The following is a 22,740-nucleotide window of genomic DNA, read 5'->3' as shown; positions in this document are numbered from 1 at the left end:
AGGCGACATAACATGCAACTCCCACACTGCCCGAAGTGCAACTCCGAATACACCTACCAGGACAATGCCCTGTTCATCTGCCCTGAGTGCGCCCACGAGTGGAGCGACAGCGCCCCGGCGGAAGATCAGGACGCGCTGATCGTCAAAGACGCCAACGGCAACCTGCTGGCAGACGGCGATGCGGTCACCGTGATCAAAGACCTGAAGGTCAAAGGCAGCTCCTCGATGCTGAAGATCGGCACCAAGGTGAAAAACATTCGCCTGGTCGAAGGCGATCACAACATCGACTGCAAAATCGACGGCTTCGGCCCGATGAAGCTGAAATCCGAGTTCGTGAAAAAGAACTGATTCACGTCGGCCTTGTTCAGTGATGACGCGGCGGGCTTTGCGCCCCGCCGCGTTTTTTCCTTATCTTCCCTTGAATTCCGCCGACGGCGCACAGATAGATCAGCGGTAAACTTGCGCCGTTGCGGCGCACCATGAATAATTCAAGAAAGAGAGTATTCAGGCTCGCCCTGAACGCGCGCGTCCCAGACGCGCTATGTGACATCAACCAGGCCCGATGTGACCTAGAGGAATAGTTTGAACGTCGCAACACAAGAAATTTTGTTAGAGCCCGCAGACAACAAGCGTTTGCTCAGCCTGTGCGGCCCGTTTGATGACAACATCAAGCAACTCGAGCGCCGATTGGGCATCGAAATCAATCGCCGCGACAACCGTTTCAAGCTGGTCGGCAAAAACCTGTGCGTGGTTGCCGCCGCCGATATCCTGCGTCATCTGTACGTGGATACCGCGCCGATTCGCGGCGTGATCCCGGATATCGATCCGGAACAAATCCACCTGGCTATCAAAGAGAGCCGGGTGCTGGAACAGGTAGCCGACAGCGTGCCGGATTACGGCAAGGCAGTCACCATCAAAACCAAGCGCGGCATGGTGAAACCGCGTACGCCTAACCAGGCGCAGTACATCGCCAACATTCTCGATCACGACATCACCTTCGGCATCGGCCCGGCGGGCACCGGCAAAACCTACCTGGCGGTCGCCGCCGCGGTGGATGCGCTGGAGCGCCAGGAAATTCGCCGTATTCTGTTGACCCGCCCTGCGGTCGAAGCCGGCGAAAAACTGGGCTTCCTGCCCGGCGATCTGAGCCAGAAGGTCGATCCATATCTGCGACCGTTGTACGACGCCCTGTTCGAAATGCTGGGCTTCGAGCGCGTGGAGAAACTCATCGAGCGCAACGTGATCGAAGTCGCGCCACTGGCCTATATGCGCGGCCGCACGCTGAACGACGCCTTTATCATTCTGGATGAGAGCCAGAACACCACCATCGAACAGATGAAGATGTTCCTGACGCGCATCGGCTTCAACTCGAAGGCGGTCATCACCGGCGACGTCACTCAGATCGACCTGCCGCGCAACCAGAAATCCGGCCTGCGCCACGCGGTGGAAGTGCTGTCGGACGTGGAAGAACTGAGCTTCAACTTCTTCCATAGTGAAGACGTGGTGCGCCACCCGGTGGTGGCCCGCGTAGTCATCGCCTATGAGGCCTGGGAAGCGGCCGAACAGAAACGCAAAGACGCGATTGCCGAACAACGTAAGCGCGAGGCGCTCGCCGCCTCCGAGCAGGAGACACCATGAGTCAGGTGATTTTGGATCTGCAGATTGCCTGTGAAAACGGCGACGGCCTGCCGGATGAGGCCACCTTCCAGCGCTGGCTGGAAGGCGTGCTGCCGCAATTTCAGGAAGAGGCCGAGGTGACCGTGCGTCTGGTAGACGAAGCGGAAAGCCACGAGCTGAACCTGACCTACCGCGGCAAAGACAAGCCGACTAACGTGCTCTCTTTCCCGTTCGAGGCCCCGCCGGGCATCGAGCTGCCGTTGCTCGGCGATCTGATCATCTGCCGCCAGGTGGTTGAACAGGAAGCGATTGAGCAAGGCAAGGCGCTGGAGGCCCACTGGGCGCATATGGTTGTCCACGGCAGCCTTCATCTGCTAGGGTATGACCACATCGAAGACGATGAAGCCGAAGAAATGGAGTCTTTGGAAACCGAAATCATGCACGGACTGGGCTATCCTGATCCGTACCTGGCGGAAAAAGACCCCGTCTGACGTCAGCCGTTTACCCTACAGCCCCCTGCGGGGCTGTCGCTGACGCCCCTTAACTCTGACATGAGTGACAGTAACGAAAACGCCATGAGCGACGACCATTCACAAAGCAATGACAGCCCCAGTCCCAAGAAGGGGTTCTTTACTCTTATCCTTAACCAGCTGTTCCACGGCGAGCCCAAAAACCGTGGCGATCTGGTCGAGCTGATCCGTGATTCCGAACAAAACGACCTGATCGATCCCGATACCCGCGACATGCTGGAAGGCGTGATGGATATCGCCGAGCAGCGCGTGCGCGACATCATGATCCCCCGCTCCCAGATGGTGACGCTCAAGCGCAACCAGACGCTGGAAGAGTGCCTGGACGTGATTATCGACTCCGCCCACTCGCGCTTCCCGGTGATCAGCGAAGACAAAGATCACATCGAAGGCATCCTGATGGCCAAGGATCTGCTGCCGTTCATGCGCGCAGACTCCGAGCCGTTCAGCATCGACAAGGTGCTGCGCACCGCGGTGGTAGTGCCGGAAAGCAAGCGCGTCGACCGGATGCTGAAAGAGTTCCGCTCCCAGCGCTATCACATGGCGATTGTCATTGACGAATTCGGCGGCGTATCCGGCCTGGTCACCATCGAAGACATTCTGGAACTGATCGTCGGCGAGATCGAAGACGAATACGACGACGAAGACGATCTGGATATCCGCCAGCTCAGCCGCCACATGTACACCGTGCGCGCGCTGGCCCCGATCGAAGACTTCAATGAAGCCTTCGGCACCCATTTCAGCGACGACGAGGTCGATACCATCGGCGGTCTGGTGATGCAGGCCTTCGGTCACCTGCCGGCGCGCGGGGAAACCATTGAAATCGAAGGTTACCTATTTAAAGTTGCCATGGCCGACAGTCGACGTATTATCCAGGTTCATGTAAAAATTCCGGACGATTCTCCCCCACCGAAACTGGAAGATTAAATCCAACATGGCTAAAGCCTCATTACTTGAACGCCAGCGGGTTCGCGCCCTGCTGGCGCTGTTGTCAGGTGCCGGCGGGACGCTGGCGTTCTCGCCCTACGACTTCTGGCCCGCGGCCATCGTCTCCCTGTTCGGCCTGCTGGCCGTTACCCTCAATCGCACCACCAAACAGTCTGCCCTGCTCGGCTTTGTCTGGGGCTTCGGGCTGTTCGGCAGTGGCATCAACTGGGTGTATGTCAGCATCGCCGATTTCGGCGGCATGCCTTTCGCCGTCAACGTCTTCCTGGTGGTGCTGCTCGCCGCTTACCTGTCGCTGTATACCGGGCTGTTCGCCGGGCTGCTGACGCGCCTGTGGCCGACCACCCGCTGGTGGCGGCTGGCCATCGCCGCGCCGGCGCTGTGGCAGGTGACCGAATTCCTGCGCGGCTGGGTGCTGACCGGCTTCCCGTGGCTGCAGTTCGGCTACAGCCAGATCAACGGCCCGCTGAAGGGCATCGCGCCGCTGCTGGGCGTCGACGCCATCACCTTTGTGCTGATGGCCATCGCCGGCCTGCTGGTGTACGCCGTCAATCAGCGCCGCCTGTCGGCTGCGGTCATCGCCGCCGCGCTGCTGCTGTTGCCGTGGCCGCTGCGCCAGCTGCATTGGTTTACTCCGCAGCCGGAGAAAGCGGTGAACGTCGCCATGGTGCAGGGCAACATCGCCCAGTCGATGAAATGGGATCCGAAAGCGCTGGTCAGCACGCTGCAAACCTATCTGGACGAAACCCGTCCGTACGTGGGCAAGGCGCCGATCGTCATCTGGCCGGAGTCCGCCATCCCGGATTATGAAGCCAACCAGAACGGCTTCCTGACCATGATGGACGACCTGATGCGGGCGAAGAACAGCAGCCTGATCACCGGCATCGTCGACGTGCGCGCCACGCCACAGGGCCAGCAGATCTACAACAGCGCCATCGTGCTCGGCGAACCGACGCCGTACAGCTACCCGGCCAAGGATCGCTACAACAAGCACCACCTGGTGCCGTTCGGCGAGTTCGTGCCGCTGGAAACCCTGCTGCGGCCGCTGGCGCCGTTCTTCGATCTGCCGATGTCCTCCTTCAGCCGCGGCGACTACGTGCAGCCGCAGCTCAGCGTACGCGGGTACAACCTGACGGCGGCCATCTGCTACGAAATCGTGCTGGGCCAGCAGGTTCGCGATAACTTCCGCCCGGACACCAATTTCCTGCTGACCATCTCCAACGATGCCTGGTTCGGCCACTCCATCGGCCCGTGGCAGCACTTCCAGATGGCGCGCATGCGGGCGCTGGAGCTCGGTCGGCCGCTGCTGCGCAGCACCAACAACGGCGTTACCGCCGCGGTGGATGCGAACGGCGAGGTGATCGCCGAGATCCCGCAGTTTACCCGTCAGGTGCTCGAAGTGAAGGTCACGCCGACCACCGGCGTCACGCCTTACGCGCGCTTCGGCGCCACGCCGCTGTGGGCGATAACCCTGCTGCTGGGCGGCTGGGCGCTGATGTTGGGCCTGCGCCGCAAATAGTCCTCTTCGCCGGGGCGCGCCCGCCGCGCCCCGCTTTCCCGTCACTATCCCCACCTCAGTCAGAAAACGCCGTTAAATCAACGCGGCTGGCACACTCTTTGCTTTTATCTATGGCGACATCGCGCGCCGATTTACTTTTGCTGACGTTTTGTCGCACCTGCGCACATTTTGGGTGCATTGAACGCACCGCGCGGGTGCGTCAAAGTTTTGTTGCATTGATTTGGTGCGCGTGGCGTCTCAAAAAATGAAACATTTTAGTTTCAAGGTGTTCACAATCGGTTATTTTTTAACAGCGTTCAGTTCATAAGACTATCTTTATAACTTGAGCAATAAACAGTCGATTTAACCTGACGCTCTTTAGTCAGAGCCACAACAACAGCAAAGGAGTTGGACCATGCAAATGCGTAAATTGGCGTTATCGTTACTGCTGCTCGGTGCGGCAGGTAGCGTGGCGCACGCGGAAGACCTGACCGGTACGCTGAAGAAAATCAAAGACAATGGCGTGATCGTTGTCGGCCACCGCGAATCGTCAGTGCCGTTCTCCTACTATGACAACCAACAAAAAGTTGTGGGCTACTCTCAGGACTACTCCAACCAAATCGTTGAAGCCGTTAAGAAAAAGCTGAATGCACCGAATCTGCAGGTGAAAATGCTGCCGATTACCTCGCAGAACCGCATCCCGCTGCTGCAAAACGGCACCTATGATTTCGAGTGCGGCTCCACCACCAATAACCTCGAGCGCCAGAAACAGGCCGCCTTCTCCGACACCATTTTCGTGGTCGGCACCCGCTTGCTGGTGAAAAAAGGCTCCGACATCAAAGACTTTAAAGACCTGGCCGGCAAACCGGTGGTGGTCACCTCCGGCACCACCTCCGAAGTGCTGCTGAACAAGCTGAACGACAGCGGCAAGATGAACATGCGCATCATCAGCGCCAAAGACCACGGTGACTCCTTCCGCACTCTGGAAAGCGGCCGCGCGGTGGCCTTCATGATGGACGACGCCCTGCTGGCGGGCGAGCGCGCCAAGGCCAAGAAACCGGATCAGTGGGAAATCATCGGCACGCCGCAGTCGAAAGAGGCCTACGGCTGTATGTTGCGTAAAGACGATCCTGAGTTCAAAAAGCTGGTCGATGACACCATCGCCCAGGCGCAAACTTCCGGTGAAGCGGCCAAGTGGTTTGATAAATGGTTCAAGCAGCCTATTCCACCGAAAAACCTCAACATGAACTTCGAACTGTCGGACGACATGAAGCAGCTGTTCAAAGAGCCTAACGACAAAGCGTTGAACTAAATAGAACAAAAGCCGGGGCGGCCGCCAGGCCAAACCGGCCCAGTTGATGACTGGGACAGACAGGAATGAGGGGGGCCGTTCCCCTCCCTCATTTTCCCCAAGGCGCGCCACCGACATCCGTACACAACAAGCCAGCCAGACTGGCCGCGCGGCGATCGGCGCTCATCAAGTCATCAATCTTCGGCGCCCTGCGCCCGTTTACCGGAGTTTGTTATGTCAATAGATTGGAACTGGGGTATCTTCCTGCAGCAGGCCCCGTTTGGGAACACCACTTACCTCGGCTGGATATGGTCCGGCTTTCAGGTCACGGTGGCCCTCTCCGTCTGTGCATGGATTATCGCTTTCTTCGTCGGTTCGCTGTTCGGTATCTTGCGTACCGTGCCCAACCGCTTTCTTTCCACCCTCGGCACCTGTTACGTCGAACTGTTCCGCAACGTGCCGCTGATCGTGCAATTCTTTACCTGGTATCTGGTGATCCCCGAGCTGCTGCCGGCCAATATCGGCACCTGGTTTAAAAGCGAGCTGGATCCCAACGTGCAGTTCTTCGTCTCCTCCATGCTCTGCCTGGGGCTGTTTACCGCCGCCCGCGTTTGCGAGCAGGTGCGCGCCGCCATCCAGTCCCTGCCGCGCGGCCAGAAAGCCGCCGGGCTGGCGATGGGCCTGACGCTGCCGCAAACCTACCGCTACGTGCTGCTGCCGAACGCCTACCGGGTGATCGTGCCGCCGATGACCTCTGAGATGCTCAACCTGGTCAAAAACTCCGCCATCGCCTCCACCATCGGGCTGGTGGACATGGCCGCGCAGGCCGGCAAGCTGTTGGATTACTCCGCACACGCCTATGAATCCTTTACTGCCATCACGCTGGCTTATATCGGCATCAACGTCGTTATCATGCTGTTTATGCGTCTGGTCGAAAAGAAAGTGCAGTTGCCTGGCAACCTGGGGAGTAAATAATGTACGAATTTGACTGGGCGTCGATCGTCCCAAGCTTCCCTTATTTGCTGCAGGGCATGGTGATCACGCTGAAGATCACCGTGACCGCCATCGTGGTTGGCATTCTGTGGGGTACCGTGCTGGCGGTGATGCGCCTGTCGCCGTTCAAACCGATCAGCTGGTTCGCCACCCTGTACGTCAACCTGTTCCGTTCGGTGCCGTTGGTGATGGTGCTGCTGTGGTTCTATCTGGTGGTTCCAAGCTTATTACAACAGGTTCTAGGGCTGTCGCCGAAAACCGATATTCGCCTGATCTCGGCTATGGTAGCCTTTTCCCTGTTTGAAGCGGCCTATTATTCGGAAATCATCCGCGCCGGCATTATCAGCATCTCGCGCGGCCAATCCTCCGCCGCGCTGGCGCTGGGCATGACCCACTGGCAGTCCATGCGGCTGGTGATCCTGCCGCAGGCGTTCCGCGCCATGGTGCCGCTGCTGCTGACCCAGGGCATCGTACTGTTCCAGGATACCTCGCTGGTTTACGTACTGAGCCTGGCCGACTTCTTCCGCACCGCGTCGACCATCGGCGAACGCGACGGCACCCAGGTTGAAATGATCCTGTTCGCCGGCTTTGTCTATTTTGTTATCAGTCTCGCCGCCTCGGCGCTGGTAAGCTATTTGAAGAAAAGGACTGTTTGATGATATCCCTGAAAAATGTTTCTAAGTGGTACGGTCACTTTCAGGTGTTGACCGATTGCACCACCGAAGTGAAAAAAGGCGAAGTGGTCGTCGTCTGCGGTCCTTCAGGTTCCGGCAAGTCCACCCTGATCAAAACCGTCAACGGCCTCGAGCCGATCCAGCAGGGCGACATCCTGGTGAACGGCACGCCGGTCAACGACAAGAAAACCAACCTGGCGCAGCTGCGTGCCAAGGTCGGCATGGTGTTCCAACACTTCGAGCTGTTCCCGCACCTGTCTATCATCGACAACCTGACGCTGGCGCAGGTGAAAGTGCTCAAGCGCGACAAGACCGCCTCGCGCGAGAAGGGCCTGAAGCTGCTGGAACGCGTCGGCCTCTCCGCCCATGCCAACAAGTTCCCCGGTCAGCTGTCCGGCGGCCAGCAGCAGCGCGTCGCCATCGCCCGCGCGCTGTGCATGGATCCTATCGCCATGCTGTTCGATGAGCCGACCTCGGCGCTCGATCCGGAAATGATCAACGAAGTGCTGGACGTGATGGTCGAACTGGCGAACGAAGGCATGACCATGATGGTGGTAACCCACGAAATGGGCTTCGCCCGCAAGGTGGCGAATCGGGTGATCTTTATGGACGAAGGCAAAATCGTCGAAGACCGCAACAAAGACGATTTCTTCAACAACCCCGAGTCCGATCGCGCCAAGGACTTCCTGGCCAAGATCCTGCACTAAACGCTTTGCCTATGCGCCCCCCAGGGGCGCATCTTTTCTCCCGGCACTAAAAGCGCTTGTTTCTCCCCGGTTTTGATCCGATGCTCGCTGGATAACAAACAGAGGAGAAAGAACATGCCCCGCCCTATTATCATCGATTGCGATCCCGGCCTCGACGACGCCATCGCGCTGGCGATGGCGCTGCGTTCGCCGGAGCTGGACGTCAAAGCCATTACCACTTCCGCCGGCAACCAGACGCCGGAGAAAACCCTGCATAACGCGCTGGGCCTGTTGACCCTGATGCAGCGCGAGGACATACCGGTCGCCGCCGGCGCCGGCGGCCCGCTGATGCGCGAGCTGGTGATCGCCGACTATGTCCACGGCAAAACCGGCATGGGCAACACCCACCTGCCGACGCCGACCCTCAAACCCGATCCCCGCGGTGCCGTCGAGCTGATCGCCGACCTGCTGCGCGCCAGCCCGCAGCCGATAACCCTGGTGGTGACAGGCCCGATGACCAACATCGCCCTGCTGCTGGCCCAGCATGCCGAGCTGAAAAGCCGCATCGAACGCATCGTATTCATGGGCGGCGGCATGAACGCCGGCAATACCACGCCGGTCGCGGAGTTCAACATCTTCGTCGATCCCGAAGCCGCCGAAATGGTGCTGAAATCCGGCGTGCCGCTGACCATGGCAGGGCTGAACGTCACCCATCAGGCGCTGGTGTTACCGCAGGATATCGAGCGCATTCGCCAGATAGACAATCCGGTCGCGCAGGCGGTCGCGGAGATGCTCGATTTTTACCTGCCGCTGTACCTCAGCCATCCTCGCGGCCTGCCCGGCGCGGCGATGCACGATCCCTGCACCATCGCCTGGCTGCTGGCGCCGCAGCTGTTCACCGGCGTAGAACGCTGGGTCGGGGTGGAAACCAAAGGGGAATACACCGTCGGCATGACGGTGGTGGACTATTTCCAGCAAACCGGCAACGCAGCCAACGTGGAAGTGCTGACCGGCATCAACCGCGAAGGCTTTGTCGACCTGCTGGCCGAGCGCGTAGCGCGTTATTGATCCCATCGGGGTGCGCTCGCGCCCCTCATTCAAGTTTTTTGATTTAACTCAGCGAATTTTTGCGCTATCACTGTTCATGGCTTGCCCCTACCATGCGTTTACACCGACTGACATCGTCACCGATTAGACTTCGCCTGGAGATAAGCCAATGAGCCGCGTACTGGTCCTGAAATCAAGCATTCTGGGTGAATATTCCCAGTCTGGAAAATTAGTCGATTTTTTTGTTGAACAATGGCGTGAAACTCACCCTGAAGACACATTCACCGTGCGCGACTTGGCCAACCCGACGCTGCCGGAGCTGGATGGTGAAGTGATGGCCGGTTTTACCGCCGGCGATAAACCGCTGACGCCGCACCAGCAAAGCACCCTGGCGCTGTCCGATGAGCTGATTGCCGAGCTGAAGTCGCACGACACGCTGATCATCAGCGCCCCGATGTACAACTTCAACATCCCGACGCAGCTGAAGATCTACTTCGATCTGATCGCCCGCGCCGGCCAGACGTTCCGCTACACCTCCGCCGGCGCCGAAGGGCTGGTGACGGGCAAAAAAGCGATCGTCATCTCCAGCCGCGGCGGCATCCACGCCGACACGCCGACGGATCTGATCACGCCGTACGTAAAGCTGTTCCTGGGCTTTATCGGCATCACCGACGTTGAGTTCGTGCTGGCGGAAGGCTTCGCCTACGGCCCGGAAGCGGCAGAGAAAGCCGCCCAGGACAGCCGCATCGCGGTCGCGCAGAAAATCCCGGCCGGCGTCGCCGTCCCGGCCAGCGCACCGGCGCAAGCGCAAGCCGCCCCGGCAGCCATCAGCGGCGGTTTCCTCAGCAACCTGCTGAAGAAACTGTTCCGTTAAACGCCGCCTTAGCGTTCCCCGCCGCAGCGGGGAACGTCATCAAGGTTCAAACGGCCGGCGCTGGAACTGGTCGTGGCCGCATTTCGGGCAGAGCGGCAGCACCTCCGGCGTGTAGAACGCCAGGTGGTAGTGGCACTGCTCGCACACCAGATTGCCCAGCCCCACCACTTCACCGCTGTGATAAACGCCGTGGTGGCTGACATCCTTGAACACCTCGCGCCACTCCAGCTGGGTTTTGTCGGTGATATCCGCCAGTTCCTGCCACAGGCTCTCTTTGATCACCCGCATAAACACGCTGTCGGTAAATTCGTCCCGGCTTTCCTGATAGCTGCGAGCGAACTCTTCCAGATCGCGCCGCACCGCCTGCGTCACCTGCCGCACCTCGTCGCGGGTCAGATCTTCGGCTTCGTTCAACCGCCGCTCCGCGCTGGCCACCAGTTCGTCGATATCGCGTTCACCGTTTTTCAGGCGTTCGGTCAGCGATGCCACCAATTCGCGGTAATACTGAGCAACCTTGTTCATAGACTCTCCTCGTAAACGCTGCGCCGGACTTGGCTGTAGGGATACCCCTAAGCTACTTGTTCTTATTTTAGCCGTAAATGACTGATGTCACTTGGCAAGACGCGGGATCCGCAGGTTGTGAGCCGCGTCATGGCGGCGTTTTTTTTAAATGCGCCGAGTCAGGCGCTTGGAGTTGTTGCCGGGAGGTCTTATCAGCTATGCTATGCGGATCTACGAATACTAAATGTTCATTGCGTTGCCTCTGACCGGGGCAACGGTTTACACCTACAGGACCACCGGCCGCCATGCAAGAGCAATACCGTCCAGAAGACATAGAATCGAACGTACAGCTTCACTGGCAAGAGAAGCAGACTTTCAAAGTTACCGAAGACGACAGCAAGGAAAAGTACTACTGCCTATCCATGCTGCCTTACCCGTCCGGCCGACTGCACATGGGCCACGTTCGTAACTACACTATCGGCGACGTGATCTCGCGCTATCAGCGCATGCTGGGCAAAAACGTACTGCAGCCGATCGGCTGGGATGCGTTCGGCCTGCCGGCGGAAGGCGCGGCGGTGAAAAACAACACCGCACCGGCCCCGTGGACCTACGACAACATCGAATACATGAAGAACCAGCTGAAACTGCTGGGCTTCGGCTACGACTGGGATCGCGAAATCGCCACCTGCCAGCCGGAATACTACCGCTGGGAACAGTGGTTCTTCACCAAGCTGTATGAAAAAGGCCTGGTTTACAAGAAGACCTCGGCGGTGAACTGGTGCCCGCACGATCTGACCGTGCTGGCCAACGAACAGGTTATCGACGGCTGCTGCTGGCGCTGCGACACCAAGGTCGAGCGTAAAGAGATCCCGCAGTGGTTCATCAAAATCACCGCCTACGCCGATCAGCTGCTGAACGATCTGGACACGCTGGAAAGCTGGCCGGAGCAGGTGAAAACCATGCAGCGCAACTGGATTGGCCGCTCCGAAGGCGTGGAAATCACCTTCGACGTGGCGGAAAGCGAAGAGAAGCTGACGGTTTACACCACCCGTCCCGACACCTTCATGGGCGCCACCTACGTGGCGGTCGCCGCGGGCCACCCGCTGGCGCAACAGGGCGCGCGCAATAACCCGGCGCTGACCGACTTCATCGACGAATGTCGCAACACCAAAGTTGCCGAAGCCGAAATGGCGACGATGGAGAAGAAAGGCATGCCGACCGGCCTGTTCGTGGTCCATCCGCTGAGCGGCGAGAAGCTGCCGGTGTGGGTCGCCAACTTCGTGCTGATGGAATACGGCACCGGCGCCGTGATGGCGGTACCGGCGCACGACCAGCGCGACTGGGAGTTCGCCACCAAATACGATTTGCCGATCAAGCCGGTGATCCTGAACCTCGACGGCAGCCGGCCTGACGTGAGCGCCGAAGCGATGACCGACAAAGGCGCGCTGTTCAACTCCGGCGAGTTCGACGGCCTGGACAATGAAGCGGGCTTCAACGCCATCGCCGACAAACTGGTCGCCAAGGGCGTAGGCCAGCGTAAGGTCAACTACCGTCTGCGCGACTGGGGTGTCTCCCGTCAGCGATACTGGGGCGCGCCAATCCCGATGGTGACGCTGGAAGACGGCACCGTGATGCCGACGCCGGAAGACCAACTGCCGGTGATCCTGCCGGAAGACGTGGTCATGGACGGCATCACCAGCCCGATCAAGGCCGATCCCGAGTGGGCGAAGACCACCGTCGACGGCCAGCCGGCGCTGCGTGAAACCGACACCTTTGACACCTTTATGGAGTCTTCCTGGTACTACGCCCGCTACACTTGCCCGCAGTATGACCAGGGCATGCTGGATCCGGCCGCCGCCAACTACTGGCTGCCGGTCGATCAATATATCGGCGGCATCGAACACGCCATCATGCACCTGATGTACTTCCGCTTCTTCCACAAGCTGATGCGCGATGCAGGCCTGGTGGATTCCGACGAGCCGGCCAAGCGCCTGCTGTGTCAGGGCATGGTGCTGGCCGACGCCTTCTACTACACCGGCAACAGCGGCGAGCGCGTCTGGGTGTCCCCTGTTGACGCCACCGTCGAGCGCGACGACAAGGGCCGCATCATCAAAGCCACCGATCCGCAAGGCCGCGAACTGGTCTATGCTGGCATGAGCAAAATGTCGAAGTCGAAAAACAACGGCATCGACCCGCAGGAGATGGTGGAAAAATACGGCGCGGATACCGTGCGTCTGTTCATGATGTTCGCTTCACCGGCAGAAATGACGCTGGAGTGGCAGGAATCCGGCGTGGAAGGGGCTAACCGCTTCCTGAAACGCGTGTGGAAACTGGCCTACGATCACGTGGAAAAAGGCGCGGTACAGCCGCTCGACGTAGCGGCGCTGACTGAAGATCAGAAAGCGCTGCGCCGCGATCTGCACAAAACCATCGCCAAGGTAACCGACGATATCGGCCGCCGTCAGACCTTCAACACCGCGATCGCCGCCGTGATGGAGCTGATGAACAAGCTGGCCCGCGCGCCGCAGGAGAGTGAGCAGGATCGCGCGCTGCTGCAGGAAGCGCTGCTGGCCGTGGTTCGCATGCTGTATCCGTTCACCCCGCACGTGTGCTTCACCCTGTGGCAGGCGCTGGCCGGCGAAGGCGACGTGGACACCGCGCCATGGCCGGTTGCCGACGAGCAGGCGATGGTCGAAGACTCCAAGCTGGTGGTGGTGCAGGTGAACGGCAAGGTTCGCGCTAAAATCACCGTATCTGCCGATGCGACCGAAGAGCAAGTGCGCGCGCGCGCTGCCGAAGAGCATCTGGTGGCTAAATATCTGGACGGCGTCACGATTCGTAAAGTGATCTACGTTCCGGGCAAACTGCTTAACCTGGTTGTGGGTTAACACAAGGAGGAGTTGTGCGACAACGTATTCTGACGCTGTTGCTGGGGTTGGCGGTGCTGGTCACCGCCGGCTGCGGTTTTCACCTGCGTGGCACCACGCAGGTGCCGAATGAAATGAAAACGCTGATCCTGGACAGCGCTGACCCTTACGGCCCGTTGACGCGCGCGGTGCGTGAGCAGCTGCGTCTGAACGACGTGACTATCGTCAGCGATCCGAAGCGTAAAGACGTGCCTTCCCTGCGCATCCTCGGCGCGACGGAAAGCCAGGACACCGCTTCGATCTTCCAGGACGGTAAAACCGCCGAGTACCAGCTGGTGCTGACCGTGCAGGCGCAGGTGCTGATCCCGGGCCATGACCTGTATCCGCTGTCGGTGAAAGTGTTCCGTTCCTTCTTCGACAACCCGTTGACCGCGCTGGCCAAGGACTCCGAACAGGAGATCATTCGCCAGGAAATGCGTGAGCAGGCGGCGCAACAGCTGGTGCGCAAACTGCTGACCGTGCATGCGGCGGAAGAAGAGAACCGGCAGAAAGCCGCTGCCGCCGGCGAACGAGCGGCAAGCCAAACCGCACAATGATCCGCATTTATCCGGAACAACTTGCCGCGCAGCTCCGAGAGGGGCTGCGCGCTTGTTATTTATTGAGCGGCAATGAACCGCTGCTGCTGCAGGAAAGCCAGGATTTGCTCCGGCAGGCCGCGCAACAGCAGCAGTTCAGTGAGCACTACAGCATTTCCCTCGACGCCCATACCGACTGGGACGCCATCTTCGGCATCTGCCAGGCGATGAGCCTGTTCGCCAGCCGCCAGACGCTGCTGCTGATCTTCCCGGAAAACGGCCCAACGGCGCCGATCGGCGAACAGCTGACCAAACTCGCCACGCTGCTGCACGAAGATATTCTGCTGATCCTGCGCGGCCCGCGCCTCACCAAAGCGCAGGAAAACAGCGCCTGGTTCAAGGCGCTCAGCCCAAACGGTGCCCTCGTCAGTTGCCAGACGCCGGAACAGGCGCAGCTGCCGCGCTGGGTCGCCACGCGCGCCAAGGCGATGAAGCTGGAGTTGGACGACGCCGCCAATCAGCTGTTGTGCTACTGCTACGAAGGCAACCTGCTGGCGCTGTCGCAGGCGCTGGAGCGGCTGTCGCTGCTGCACCCGGACGGCAAGCTCACGCTGCCGCGCGTCGAACAGGCGGTGAACGACGCCGCCCACTTCACGCCGTTCCACTGGCTGGATGCTCTGCTGGCCGGCAAGAGCAAGCGTGCCTGGCATATCTTGCAACAGCTGCAGCAAGAGGATGTGGAGCCGGTGATCCTGCTGCGCACTCTGCAGCGCGAACTGCTGCTGCTGTTGACGCTGCAGCGCCGCATGGCTTCCGCGCCGCTGCGCACGCTGTTCGATCAGCACAAGGTCTGGCAGAACCGCCGCCCGCTGGTGACCCAGGCGCTGCAACGCCTGTCCGGCCCCCAGCTGCAGCAGGCGGTACAGCTGCTGACGCAAATCGAGCTGACCCTCAAGCAGGACTATGGCCAGTCGGTCTGGCCGGAACTGGAAACCCTGTCGATGCTGCTGTGCGGCAAACCCCTGGCCACGAGTTTTAGCGATGCCCACTAATCCGGAACACCCCACCGTTTTGCACGCGCTGTTCGGCGGCACCTTTGACCCGATCCACTACGGCCACCTGCGGCCGGTGGAAGCGTTGGCCGCCGAAGTGGGCCTGAATCGCGTCACGCTGCTGCCTAACCATGTGCCGCCGCACCGCCCGCAGCCGGAGGCCAATGCGCAGCAGCGCCTGAAGATGGTCGAGCTGGCGATCGCCGGCAACCCGCTGTTTGCGGTCGACGATCGCGAACTGCACCGCACCACCCCCTCCTACACCATCGAGACGTTGGAAACGATTCGTAAAGAGCGTGGCGCCGCCCAGCCGCTGGCGTTTATTATTGGGCAGGACTCGCTGTTGACGCTGCATAAGTGGCACCGCTGGCAGGCGCTGTTGGACGTCTGCCATCTGTTGGTGCTGGCGCGCCCGGGCTATAACGATCGCATGGACACGCCGGAGCTGCAGCAGTGGCTGGAACGCCATCGCACCGCCGACCCGGCGCTGCTCAGCCGTCGCCCACACGGCCATATCTATTTGGCCGATACGCCGGAGCTGGAAATTTCCGCTACCGAGATCCGCCAGCGCCGCCATCAGGGCCTCAACTGCGACGACCTGCTGCCACGCCCGGTGCAGCGCTATATCGAGTTGCAGGGTTTATATCGCTAGCGAAAGGTGCGTGATATACTGCGCCGCTATTTTTCAGGTATCCGCTGAAAACCCCGGAAACCTTAGCTGGCCGGGCAGTCACCAGTTAGCTGGCTTTCAGCGGCAGCCTGCCGAAACCATTATCCGGTTACGCTGCGGCGCGCGCATTTTGCCCGCCGCAGCCGACTGAACAGAACACACCCGAGGGGGAACCTTTGCAAGGTAAAGCGCTCCAAGATTTCGTCATCGATAAAATCGATGACCTGAAAGGCCAAGACATTATCGCTCTGGACGTCCAGGGCAAATCCAGCATCACCGATTGCATGATCATCTGCACCGGCACCTCGACTCGCCACGTGATGTCGATCGCCAACCACGTGGTGCAGGAATCCCGCGCCGTCGGCATGGAACTGTACGGCATGAAAGGCCAGGAAGCCTCCGACTGGATCGTGGTCGATCTGGGCGAAGTGATCGTGCACGTGATGCAGGAAGAAAGCCGTCGCCTGTACGAGCTGGAAAAACTCTGGAGCTAAGCGGTGAAACTGCAATTGGTGGCGGTCGGCACCAAAATGCCAGACTGGGTGCAAACCGGATTTATGGATTACCTGCACCGCTTTCCCAAAGATATGCCGTTTGAACTGACCGAGATCCCAGCGGGCAAGCGCGGCAAAAACGCCGACATCAAGCGCATTCTGGACAAGGAAGGCGAGCAGATGCTGGCGGCAGTGGGCAAAGGCAACCGCATCGTTACGCTGGATATCCCAGGCACGCCATGGGAAACGCCGCAGCTGGCGCAGCAGCTTGAGCGCTGGAAGCAGGATGGCCGTAACGTCAGCTTGCTGATCGGCGGCCCGGAAGGGTTGGCGCCCGCCTGCAAAGCCGCTGCCGAGCAGAGCTGGTCACTTTCTCCGTTGACGCTGCCACATCCTTTGGTGCGCGTCCTGGTGGCCGAAAGCCTCTACCGCGCCTGGAGTATTACTACAAATCATCCTTACCACCGGGAATAGCCGGTGGTGACCGTGACAGAGTGAAATAAAGCAGCGGGATGAAAATAGAACGTAACCCTTTTCGCGACTATACGGCTGAATCCGCCCTGTTTGTACGCCGCGCCCTGGTGGCGTTCTTGGTCATCCTGGTGCTGTCCGGCATCCTGATCGCCAATCTGTATAATCTGCAAGTGGTCCGCGTCGAGGATTACCGCACCCGCTCCAACGAAAACCGCATCAAGCTGGTGCCTATCGCGCCCAGCCGCGGCATTATCTACGATCGCAACGGCACCCCGCTGGCACTCAACCGCACCATTTACCAGTTGGAGCTGATGCCGGAGAAGGTTGACGATCTCAAAGCTACGCTGCAGGCGCTGCGCACGGTGGTCGACCTGACCGACGACGACATCACCAATTTCGAAAAAGAGCGCAAGCGTTCGCGCCGTTTCGTCTCCATTCCGGTGAAAACCGCACTGACCGAAGTGCAGGTTGCCCGGTTTGCGGTTAATCAGTTCCGCTTCCCCGGCGTGGAAGTGAAAGGCTACCAGCGCCGCTACTACCCTTACGGCTCCGCCCTCACCCACGTCACCGGCTACGTGTCGAAGATCAACGACCGCGACGTCGAACGCCTGGACAAAGACGGCAAGCTGGCCAACTACGCCGCCACCCACGATATCGGCAAGCTGGGCATCGAACGCTATTACGAAGACACGCTGCACGGCAAAACCGGCTATGAAGAGGTCGAGGTCAACAACCGCGGCCGGGTGATCCGCCAATTGCACGAGCAGCCGCCCTCCGCCGGTCAGGACGTCTACCTGACGCTCGATCTCAACCTGCAGCGCTACATCGAACAACTGCTGGTGGGCAGCCGCGCCGCGGTGGTGGTGAGCGATCCGCGTACCGGCGCCATCCTGGCGATGGTGTCCAACCCGAGCTACGACCCGAACCTGTTCGTGGACGGCATTTCCAGCAAGGACTATCAGGGGCTGCTGAACGATCCGAATCGCCCGCTGATCAACCGCGCCACGCAGGGGGTTTACCCACCCGCGTCGACGGTGAAACCTTATATCGCGGTGTCGGCGCTCAGCGCCGGGGTGATCACCAAGAACACCGTGGTGTTCGATCCCGGCTGGTGGCAGTTGCCCGGCTCGGAAAAACGCTTCCGCGACTGGAAAAAATGGGGCCACGGCCGGCTGAACGTCACCAAGGCGCTGGAAGAGTCCGCAGACACCTATTTCTATCAGGTCGCTTATGACATGGGGATCGATCGGCTGTCGACCTGGCTGACCAAATTCGGTTACGGCCAGTACACCGGCATCGATCTGTCCGAAGAGCGTTCCGGCCTGATGCCGACGCGCGAGTGGAAGCTGAAGCGCTATAAAAAACCGTGGTATCAGGGCGACACCATTCCGGTAGGCATTGGCCAGGGTTACTGGACCGCCACGCCGATCCAGATGGCCAAAGCGCTGAACACCCTGATCAACGACGGCACCGTCAAAACGCCTCACCTGCTGCAGAGCACCCGCGTCAACGGCGCGCTGGTGCCGTTCAAACAAGAAGAGAGCACGCAGATCGGCGATATTCACTCCGGCTTCTGGGAAATCGCCAAAGACGGCATGTACGGGGTGGCCAACCGTCCGAACGGGACGGCGCGCAAGTACTTTGCGGACGCACCTTACAAAGCCGCGGCAAAATCGGGTACCGCACAGGTATTCGGCTACGAAACCTACAACGCCCACAAACTGGCGGAGCACCTGCGCGATCACAAACTGATGACCGCCTTCGCGCCGTTCAACAACCCGACGGTGTCGGTCGCCATCATTCTGGAAAACGGCGGCTCCGGTCCGGCGGTGGGCACCATCACCCGCCAGATCCTCGACCATATCATGCTGGGCGACAACAATACGCAATTGCCAAGCGAGGCCCCGCTGCCGCCTGGCGTAGAAGGTGACTAAGGTAGAACATGACTGAAAGCCAACAAAAAGGCTCGATCTGGACCAAAATCCACATCGACCCGACGTTCCTGCTGCTGATATTGGCCCTGCTGGTCTACAGCGCCTTCGTGATGTGGAGCGCCAGTGGCCAGGACATCGGCATGATGGAGCGCAAGATCGGGCAGATCGTCATGGGGCTGATCGTAATGGCCGTCATGGCGCAAATCCCGCCGCGCGTGTACGAAAGCTGGGCGCCCTATCTGTATATCTTCTGCGTGATTTTGCTGATCCTGGTGGACGCCTTCGGGCAGATCAGTAAAGGCGCGCAGCGCTGGCTGGATCTCGGCGTGGTGCGCTTCCAGCCGTCGGAAATCGCCAAGATCGCCGTGCCGCTGATGGTGGCGCGCTTTATGAACCGCGACGTCTGCCCGCCTTCGCTGAAAAACACCGCCATCGCCCTGGTGCTAATCTTCCTGCCGACGCTGCTGGTGGCCGCGCAGCCGGATCTGGGCACCTCGATCCTGATCGCCGCCTCCGGCCTGTTCGTGCTGTTCCTGTCGGGCATGAGCTGGAAACTGATCGCCGTCGCCGCCGTCGCGCTGGCGGCCTTTATCCCGGTGCTGTGGTTCTTCCTGATGCATGGCTATCAACGCGACCGCGTAATGATGCTGCTCGATCCGGAAAGCGACCCGCTCGGCGCCGGCTATCACATCATTCAGTCGAAGATCGCCATCGGCTCCGGCGGCCTGTCCGGCAAAGGCTGGCTGCACGGCACCCAGTCGCAGCTTGAGTTCCTGCCGGAGCGCCATACCGACTTTATCTTCGCCGTGTTGGCCGAAGAGCTGGGGTTGATCGGGGTGTTGGTGCTGCTGGCGCTCTACCTGCTGGTGATCATTCGCGGGCTGATGATCGCCGCCAAGGCGCAAACCACCTTCGGCCGCGTGATGGTCGGCGGCTTGATGCTGATTTTGTTCGTTTATGTCTTTGTTAACATCGGTATGGTCAGTGGCATTTTGCCGGTAGTTGGCGTACCTTTGCCTCTGGTCAGTTACGGGGGTTCGGCGCTGATAGTGTTGATGGCCGGTTTCGGCATCATCATGTCGATCCACACGCATCGGAAAATGCTGTCTAAAAGTTTATAAGAGGTGAGTAATGCGTAAGGAATGGCTTTGGATCGGCGTCGCGGCGGTGTTGCTCTCCGCCTGTACCGCCCCGACCACGGAACAGCAGGCGCCACAGCAGCCGTATAACGGCCCGGTGGTGGAAATCGGTGGCGTCGAGCCTCAATATGAACCCTATAACCCTAACAACATGCAGGATTATAAGGTTAATGGCGATACTTACCGCATCGTAAAAGATCCGCAGAACTTCTCGCAGACCGGCCTGGCGGCCTGGTATGGCGAAGAAGCCAACGGTAACACCACCGCGCTGGGCGAGCAGTTCGATCCGAACGGCCTGACCGCGGCGCACCCGACCTTACCGATCCCGAGCTATGTACGCGTCACCAACCTGGCCAATGGCCGCCAACTTGTGGTGCGCGTCAACGATCGCGGGCCTTACACTAAGGGCCGCATCATCGATCTGTCGAAAGCCGCCGCCGATCGCCTCAACCTGTCCAACAACACCAAAGTCAAAGTCGATTTCATCAACGTGGCGCCGGACGGCACGCTGAGCGGCCCGGGCACCATCGGCACCATCGTGGCGAAACAGAGTTATGCCCTGCCGTCGCGCCCGGATCTCGGCGCCAGCGGCATGGGTACCCCAATCCAACAGGACGTGCCGGTCGCCAGCGGCGCGGCGGTGCGCCCGATTGATAACAGCACCCTGCGCACCGACGACAACAACGCGCCAGCCGCCGGCGGCAACGCCGCCAACGGCCGCAGCGGTTTCCTCGGCGCGCCAAGCGCATTACCGGCCGGCGTGCTGGAAGGTTCCGAGCCTGAAGCCGCCTCCGTGGCCGCCCCGGTCGCGACCGGGGCCGCAGCCGCCGGCATGGCTGCCGCGTCCTCCTCCGGCGGTTACGTGGTGCAGGTCGGTGCGCTGAGCAGCGCCGAGCGCGCCCAGAGCTGGCAGCAAAGCCTGAGCCAACAGTTTGGCGTGCCGGGCAAAGTGGCCGCCAACGGCAACGTTTATCGCGTCCAGCTCGGCCCGTTCAGCAGCCGTCAGCAGGCGGCCCAGCTGCAGCAACGCCTGGCCAGCGAAGCGCAACAACAGTCTTTCGTTACTGCTGCACCCTGAGCGTTAAGCCCGGCGGGCATTCGCGGCTGATAAGCGGTTATTTAGCTGAAACATTTTCTTGCAGCTAAAAGTTCTCTAACCGCAATTAGTCAGATGAATGGGTAATGCCTGCCGGGATCGCATCTGCTATAGTGTGGCTCGTTTTTTAACTTTACTTTCACGGATGTTGTAGTCCCGATCATGAAACAAGTAACTTCTTTTCGCTTAATCAAAAGCATCGCCCTCGGCACCGTTATCGCAATGAGCGCAGCCTCCGTTGCACATGCCGATGACGTTAACATCAAAACCATGATCCCAGGTGTCCCGCAGATCGATGCGGAAGCGTACATCCTGATTGATTACAACTCCGGCAAGGTGCTGGCCGAGATGAACGCCGACGCGCGTCGCGATCCGGCCAGCCTGACCAAAATGATGACCAGCTACGTCATCGGCCAGGCGCTGAAAGCGGGTAAAATCGGCCAGGACGATCTGGTGACCGTCGGCCAGGACGCCTGGGCGACCGGCAACCCGGTGTTCAAAGGCTCCTCGCTGATGTTCCTGAAGCCGGGCGATCGCGTGCCGGTCTCCAAACTGACCCGCGGCATCAACCTGCAATCCGGTAACGACGCCTGCGTGGCGATGGCCGACTACGTCGCCGGCAGCCAAGACGCGTTCGTTAACCTGATGAACACCTACGTCAGCAAGCTGGGCCTGCAGAACACCCACTTTCAGACGGTACACGGCCTGGATGCCCAGGGCCAATACAGCTCGGCGCGCGACATGGCGCTGATCGGCCAGGCGCTGATCCGCGACGTGCCGGAAGAGTACGCGATTTACAAAGAAAAAGAGTTCACCTTCAACAATATCCGCCAGATGAACCGCAACGGTCTGCTGTGGGATAACAGCCTGAACGTCGACGGCATCAAAACCGGCCACACCGACGCGGCGGGTTACAACCTGGTGGCTTCGGCGACCGAAGGCCAGATGCGTCTGATCTCCGCGGTGATGGGCGGCCGCACCTACAAAGGCCGCGAAGCCGAAAGCAAGAAACTGCTGACCTGGGGCTTCCGCTTCTTTGAAACCGTGGCACCGCTGAAAGTCGGTAAAGAGTTCGCTTCCGAGCCGGTCTGGTTCGGCGATGCCGACCGCGTTGAGCTGGGCGTGGACAAAGACGTCTACCTGACTATCCCGCGCGGCCGCATGAAAGATCTGAAGGCCAGCTATGTGCTGAACACCCCTGAAATTCACGCGCCGCTGGCGAAAAACCAGGTGGTCGGCAGCATCAACTTCCAGCTGGACGGCAAAACCATCGACCAGCGTCCGCTGGTGGTGATGAACGAAGTGAAAGAAGGCGGTTTCTTCAGCCGCATCGTGGACTACATCAAACTGATGTTCCACCACTGGTTCGGTTAACGGTTGAAACGGGCGAAATTGCCCCCATATACTGAATAACATTAACTCCCGCCCCGGCGGGAGTTATAATTTATAGATTAGCTAGCACTCTGGAGCGCACGCACATGCAAAAAACTAAACTGAACGAACTGCTCGAATTCCCTTGCTCGTTTACCTACAAGGTGATGGGCCTGGCGCAGCCTGAGCTGGTTGACCAGGTAGTTGAAGTGGTGCAGCGCCATGCACCGGGCGATTACAACCCGCAGGTTAAGCCGAGCAGCAAAGGCAACTACCACTCGGTCTCCATCACCATCAACGCCACTCACATCGAGCAGGTCGAAACCCTGTACGAAGAGTTGGGCAATATTGAAATTGTTCGCATGGTGCTGTAATCCCAGCATAAAACCCTACTTATCAACCCGGGATGGCGCAG

General features: G+C 59.8%; 23 protein-coding genes. 22 read left to right on the top strand and 1 reads right to left on the bottom strand.

From position 1 onward, the window contains the following. Positions 1-12 precede the first annotated feature (12 nt). The 11 genes from C9411_RS13795 (at position 13) to C9411_RS13745 (ending at position 10,152) form a co-directional block, all read left to right on the top strand. A complete protein-coding gene (locus C9411_RS13795) occupies positions 13-348 on the top strand; it encodes a zinc ribbon domain-containing protein YjdM (RefSeq protein ID WP_004939967.1) in 336 nt (111 codons plus the stop codon). 234 nt (positions 349-582) lie between these two features. Further along, a complete protein-coding gene (locus tag C9411_RS13790; protein WP_025301852.1) occupies positions 583-1,638 on the top strand; it encodes a PhoH family protein in 1,056 nt (351 codons plus the stop codon). Further along, positions 1,635-2,108, top strand: coding sequence for an rRNA maturation RNase YbeY (ybeY, locus tag C9411_RS13785; RefSeq protein WP_063991096.1), 474 nt, complete (start codon positions 1,635-1,637; stop codon positions 2,106-2,108). Before C9411_RS13790 ends, ybeY begins: the two co-directional genes overlap by 4 nt. An 84-nt stretch (positions 2,109-2,192) precedes the next feature. After that, positions 2,193-3,071, top strand: a complete 879-nt coding sequence (gene corC / locus C9411_RS13780; protein ID WP_004939973.1) for a CNNM family magnesium/cobalt transport protein CorC — start codon at positions 2,193-2,195, stop codon at positions 3,069-3,071. A gap of 7 nt (positions 3,072-3,078) precedes the next feature. Then, positions 3,079-4,608: an apolipoprotein N-acyltransferase gene (gene lnt / locus C9411_RS13775; RefSeq protein ID WP_107227274.1), complete on the top strand. Its 1,530-nt coding sequence runs from the start codon at positions 3,079-3,081 to the stop codon at positions 4,606-4,608. A 394-nt stretch (positions 4,609-5,002) separates the two neighbouring features. Then, complete coding sequence (locus C9411_RS13770) at positions 5,003-5,899, top strand: amino acid ABC transporter substrate-binding protein (RefSeq protein WP_063991094.1); 897 nt, start codon at positions 5,003-5,005, stop codon at positions 5,897-5,899. Between the two features lie 213 nt (positions 5,900-6,112). Beyond that, positions 6,113-6,853 carry an amino acid ABC transporter permease gene (locus C9411_RS13765; protein WP_063991093.1) on the top strand — a complete coding sequence of 247 codons (741 nt, stop codon included), beginning with the start codon at positions 6,113-6,115 and terminating at the stop codon, positions 6,851-6,853. Further along, complete coding sequence (gene gltK, locus C9411_RS13760; RefSeq protein WP_004939982.1) at positions 6,853-7,527, top strand: glutamate/aspartate ABC transporter permease GltK; 675 nt, start codon at positions 6,853-6,855, stop codon at positions 7,525-7,527. The genes C9411_RS13765 and gltK overlap by 1 nt, the downstream gene beginning before the upstream one ends. Further along, positions 7,527-8,252 (top strand): amino acid ABC transporter ATP-binding protein, encoded by a 726-nt coding sequence (locus C9411_RS13755; RefSeq protein WP_063991092.1) that lies wholly within the window; start codon positions 7,527-7,529, stop codon positions 8,250-8,252. Before gltK ends, C9411_RS13755 begins: the two co-directional genes overlap by 1 nt. Before the next feature lie 114 nt (positions 8,253-8,366). Continuing rightward, the gene (gene rihA, locus C9411_RS13750; protein WP_107227273.1) at positions 8,367-9,299 is read left to right on the top strand and encodes a pyrimidine-specific ribonucleoside hydrolase RihA; all 933 of its coding nucleotides are present in this window, start codon (positions 8,367-8,369) and stop codon (positions 9,297-9,299) included. A gap of 148 nt (positions 9,300-9,447) precedes the next feature. Beyond that, positions 9,448-10,152: an FMN-dependent NADH-azoreductase gene (locus tag C9411_RS13745; RefSeq protein WP_063991091.1), complete on the top strand. Its 705-nt coding sequence runs from the start codon at positions 9,448-9,450 to the stop codon at positions 10,150-10,152. Positions 10,153-10,191: 39 nt separating this feature from the next. On the opposite strand, the gene C9411_RS13740 is transcribed toward C9411_RS13745, so the two are convergent. Further along, entirely contained in the window at positions 10,192-10,674 is a 483-nt protein-coding gene (locus C9411_RS13740; protein ID WP_025301844.1) for a zinc ribbon-containing protein, read from the bottom strand. Positions 10,675-10,958: 284 nt separating this feature from the next. Between C9411_RS13740 and leuS the strand changes: the two genes are divergently transcribed. The 11 genes from leuS to ybeD all read left to right on the top strand — a co-directional run bounded on the left by leuS (position 10,959) and on the right by ybeD (position 22,699). Beyond that, positions 10,959-13,541: a leucine--tRNA ligase gene (gene leuS, locus C9411_RS13735; protein WP_107227272.1), complete on the top strand. Its 2,583-nt coding sequence runs from the start codon at positions 10,959-10,961 to the stop codon at positions 13,539-13,541. Positions 13,542-13,555: 14 nt separating this feature from the next. Continuing rightward, positions 13,556-14,116 (top strand): LPS assembly lipoprotein LptE, encoded by a 561-nt coding sequence (gene lptE / locus C9411_RS13730; protein WP_060440523.1) that lies wholly within the window; start codon positions 13,556-13,558, stop codon positions 14,114-14,116. Further along, the gene (gene holA / locus C9411_RS13725) at positions 14,113-15,147 is read left to right on the top strand and encodes a DNA polymerase III subunit delta (RefSeq protein ID WP_063991088.1); all 1,035 of its coding nucleotides are present in this window, start codon (positions 14,113-14,115) and stop codon (positions 15,145-15,147) included. The genes lptE and holA overlap by 4 nt, the downstream gene beginning before the upstream one ends. Then, complete coding sequence (gene nadD, locus C9411_RS13720) at positions 15,137-15,799, top strand: nicotinate-nucleotide adenylyltransferase (protein WP_015376938.1); 663 nt, start codon at positions 15,137-15,139, stop codon at positions 15,797-15,799. The genes holA and nadD overlap by 11 nt, the downstream gene beginning before the upstream one ends. Positions 15,800-15,993: 194 nt before the next feature. Continuing rightward, positions 15,994-16,311, top strand: a complete 318-nt coding sequence (gene rsfS, locus C9411_RS13715) for a ribosome silencing factor (protein ID WP_038877448.1) — start codon at positions 15,994-15,996, stop codon at positions 16,309-16,311. Between the two features lie 3 nt (positions 16,312-16,314). Next, a complete protein-coding gene (rlmH, locus tag C9411_RS13710) occupies positions 16,315-16,785 on the top strand; it encodes a 23S rRNA (pseudouridine(1915)-N(3))-methyltransferase RlmH (protein WP_004940002.1) in 471 nt (156 codons plus the stop codon). 38 nt (positions 16,786-16,823) lie between these two features. After that, positions 16,824-18,719, top strand: coding sequence for a peptidoglycan DD-transpeptidase MrdA (gene mrdA, locus C9411_RS13705; RefSeq protein WP_107227271.1), 1,896 nt, complete (start codon positions 16,824-16,826; stop codon positions 18,717-18,719). An 8-nt stretch (positions 18,720-18,727) separates the two neighbouring features. Next, on the top strand, positions 18,728-19,840 hold the full coding sequence (gene mrdB, locus C9411_RS13700; protein WP_004940006.1) for a peptidoglycan glycosyltransferase MrdB: 1,113 nt from the start codon (positions 18,728-18,730) through the stop codon (positions 19,838-19,840). A 10-nt stretch (positions 19,841-19,850) separates the two neighbouring features. Beyond that, positions 19,851-20,936, top strand: a complete 1,086-nt coding sequence (rlpA, locus tag C9411_RS13695) for an endolytic peptidoglycan transglycosylase RlpA (protein ID WP_107227270.1) — start codon at positions 19,851-19,853, stop codon at positions 20,934-20,936. Positions 20,937-21,116: 180 nt separating this feature from the next. Then, positions 21,117-22,328: a D-alanyl-D-alanine carboxypeptidase DacA gene (dacA, locus tag C9411_RS13690; protein ID WP_004940010.1), complete on the top strand. Its 1,212-nt coding sequence runs from the start codon at positions 21,117-21,119 to the stop codon at positions 22,326-22,328. A gap of 104 nt (positions 22,329-22,432) precedes the next feature. Beyond that, complete coding sequence (gene ybeD, locus C9411_RS13685) at positions 22,433-22,699, top strand: DUF493 family protein YbeD (protein WP_004940012.1); 267 nt, start codon at positions 22,433-22,435, stop codon at positions 22,697-22,699. Positions 22,700-22,740: the final 41 nt, after the last annotated feature.

The sequence above is a fragment of the Serratia sp. Nf2 genome, assembly GCF_003028435.1.
Taxonomy (GTDB): domain Bacteria; phylum Pseudomonadota; class Gammaproteobacteria; order Enterobacterales; family Enterobacteriaceae; genus Serratia; species Serratia marcescens_L.
The sequence above is the reverse complement of the archived record's forward strand: the minus strand, read 5'-3'. Positions and strand labels throughout refer to the sequence as shown.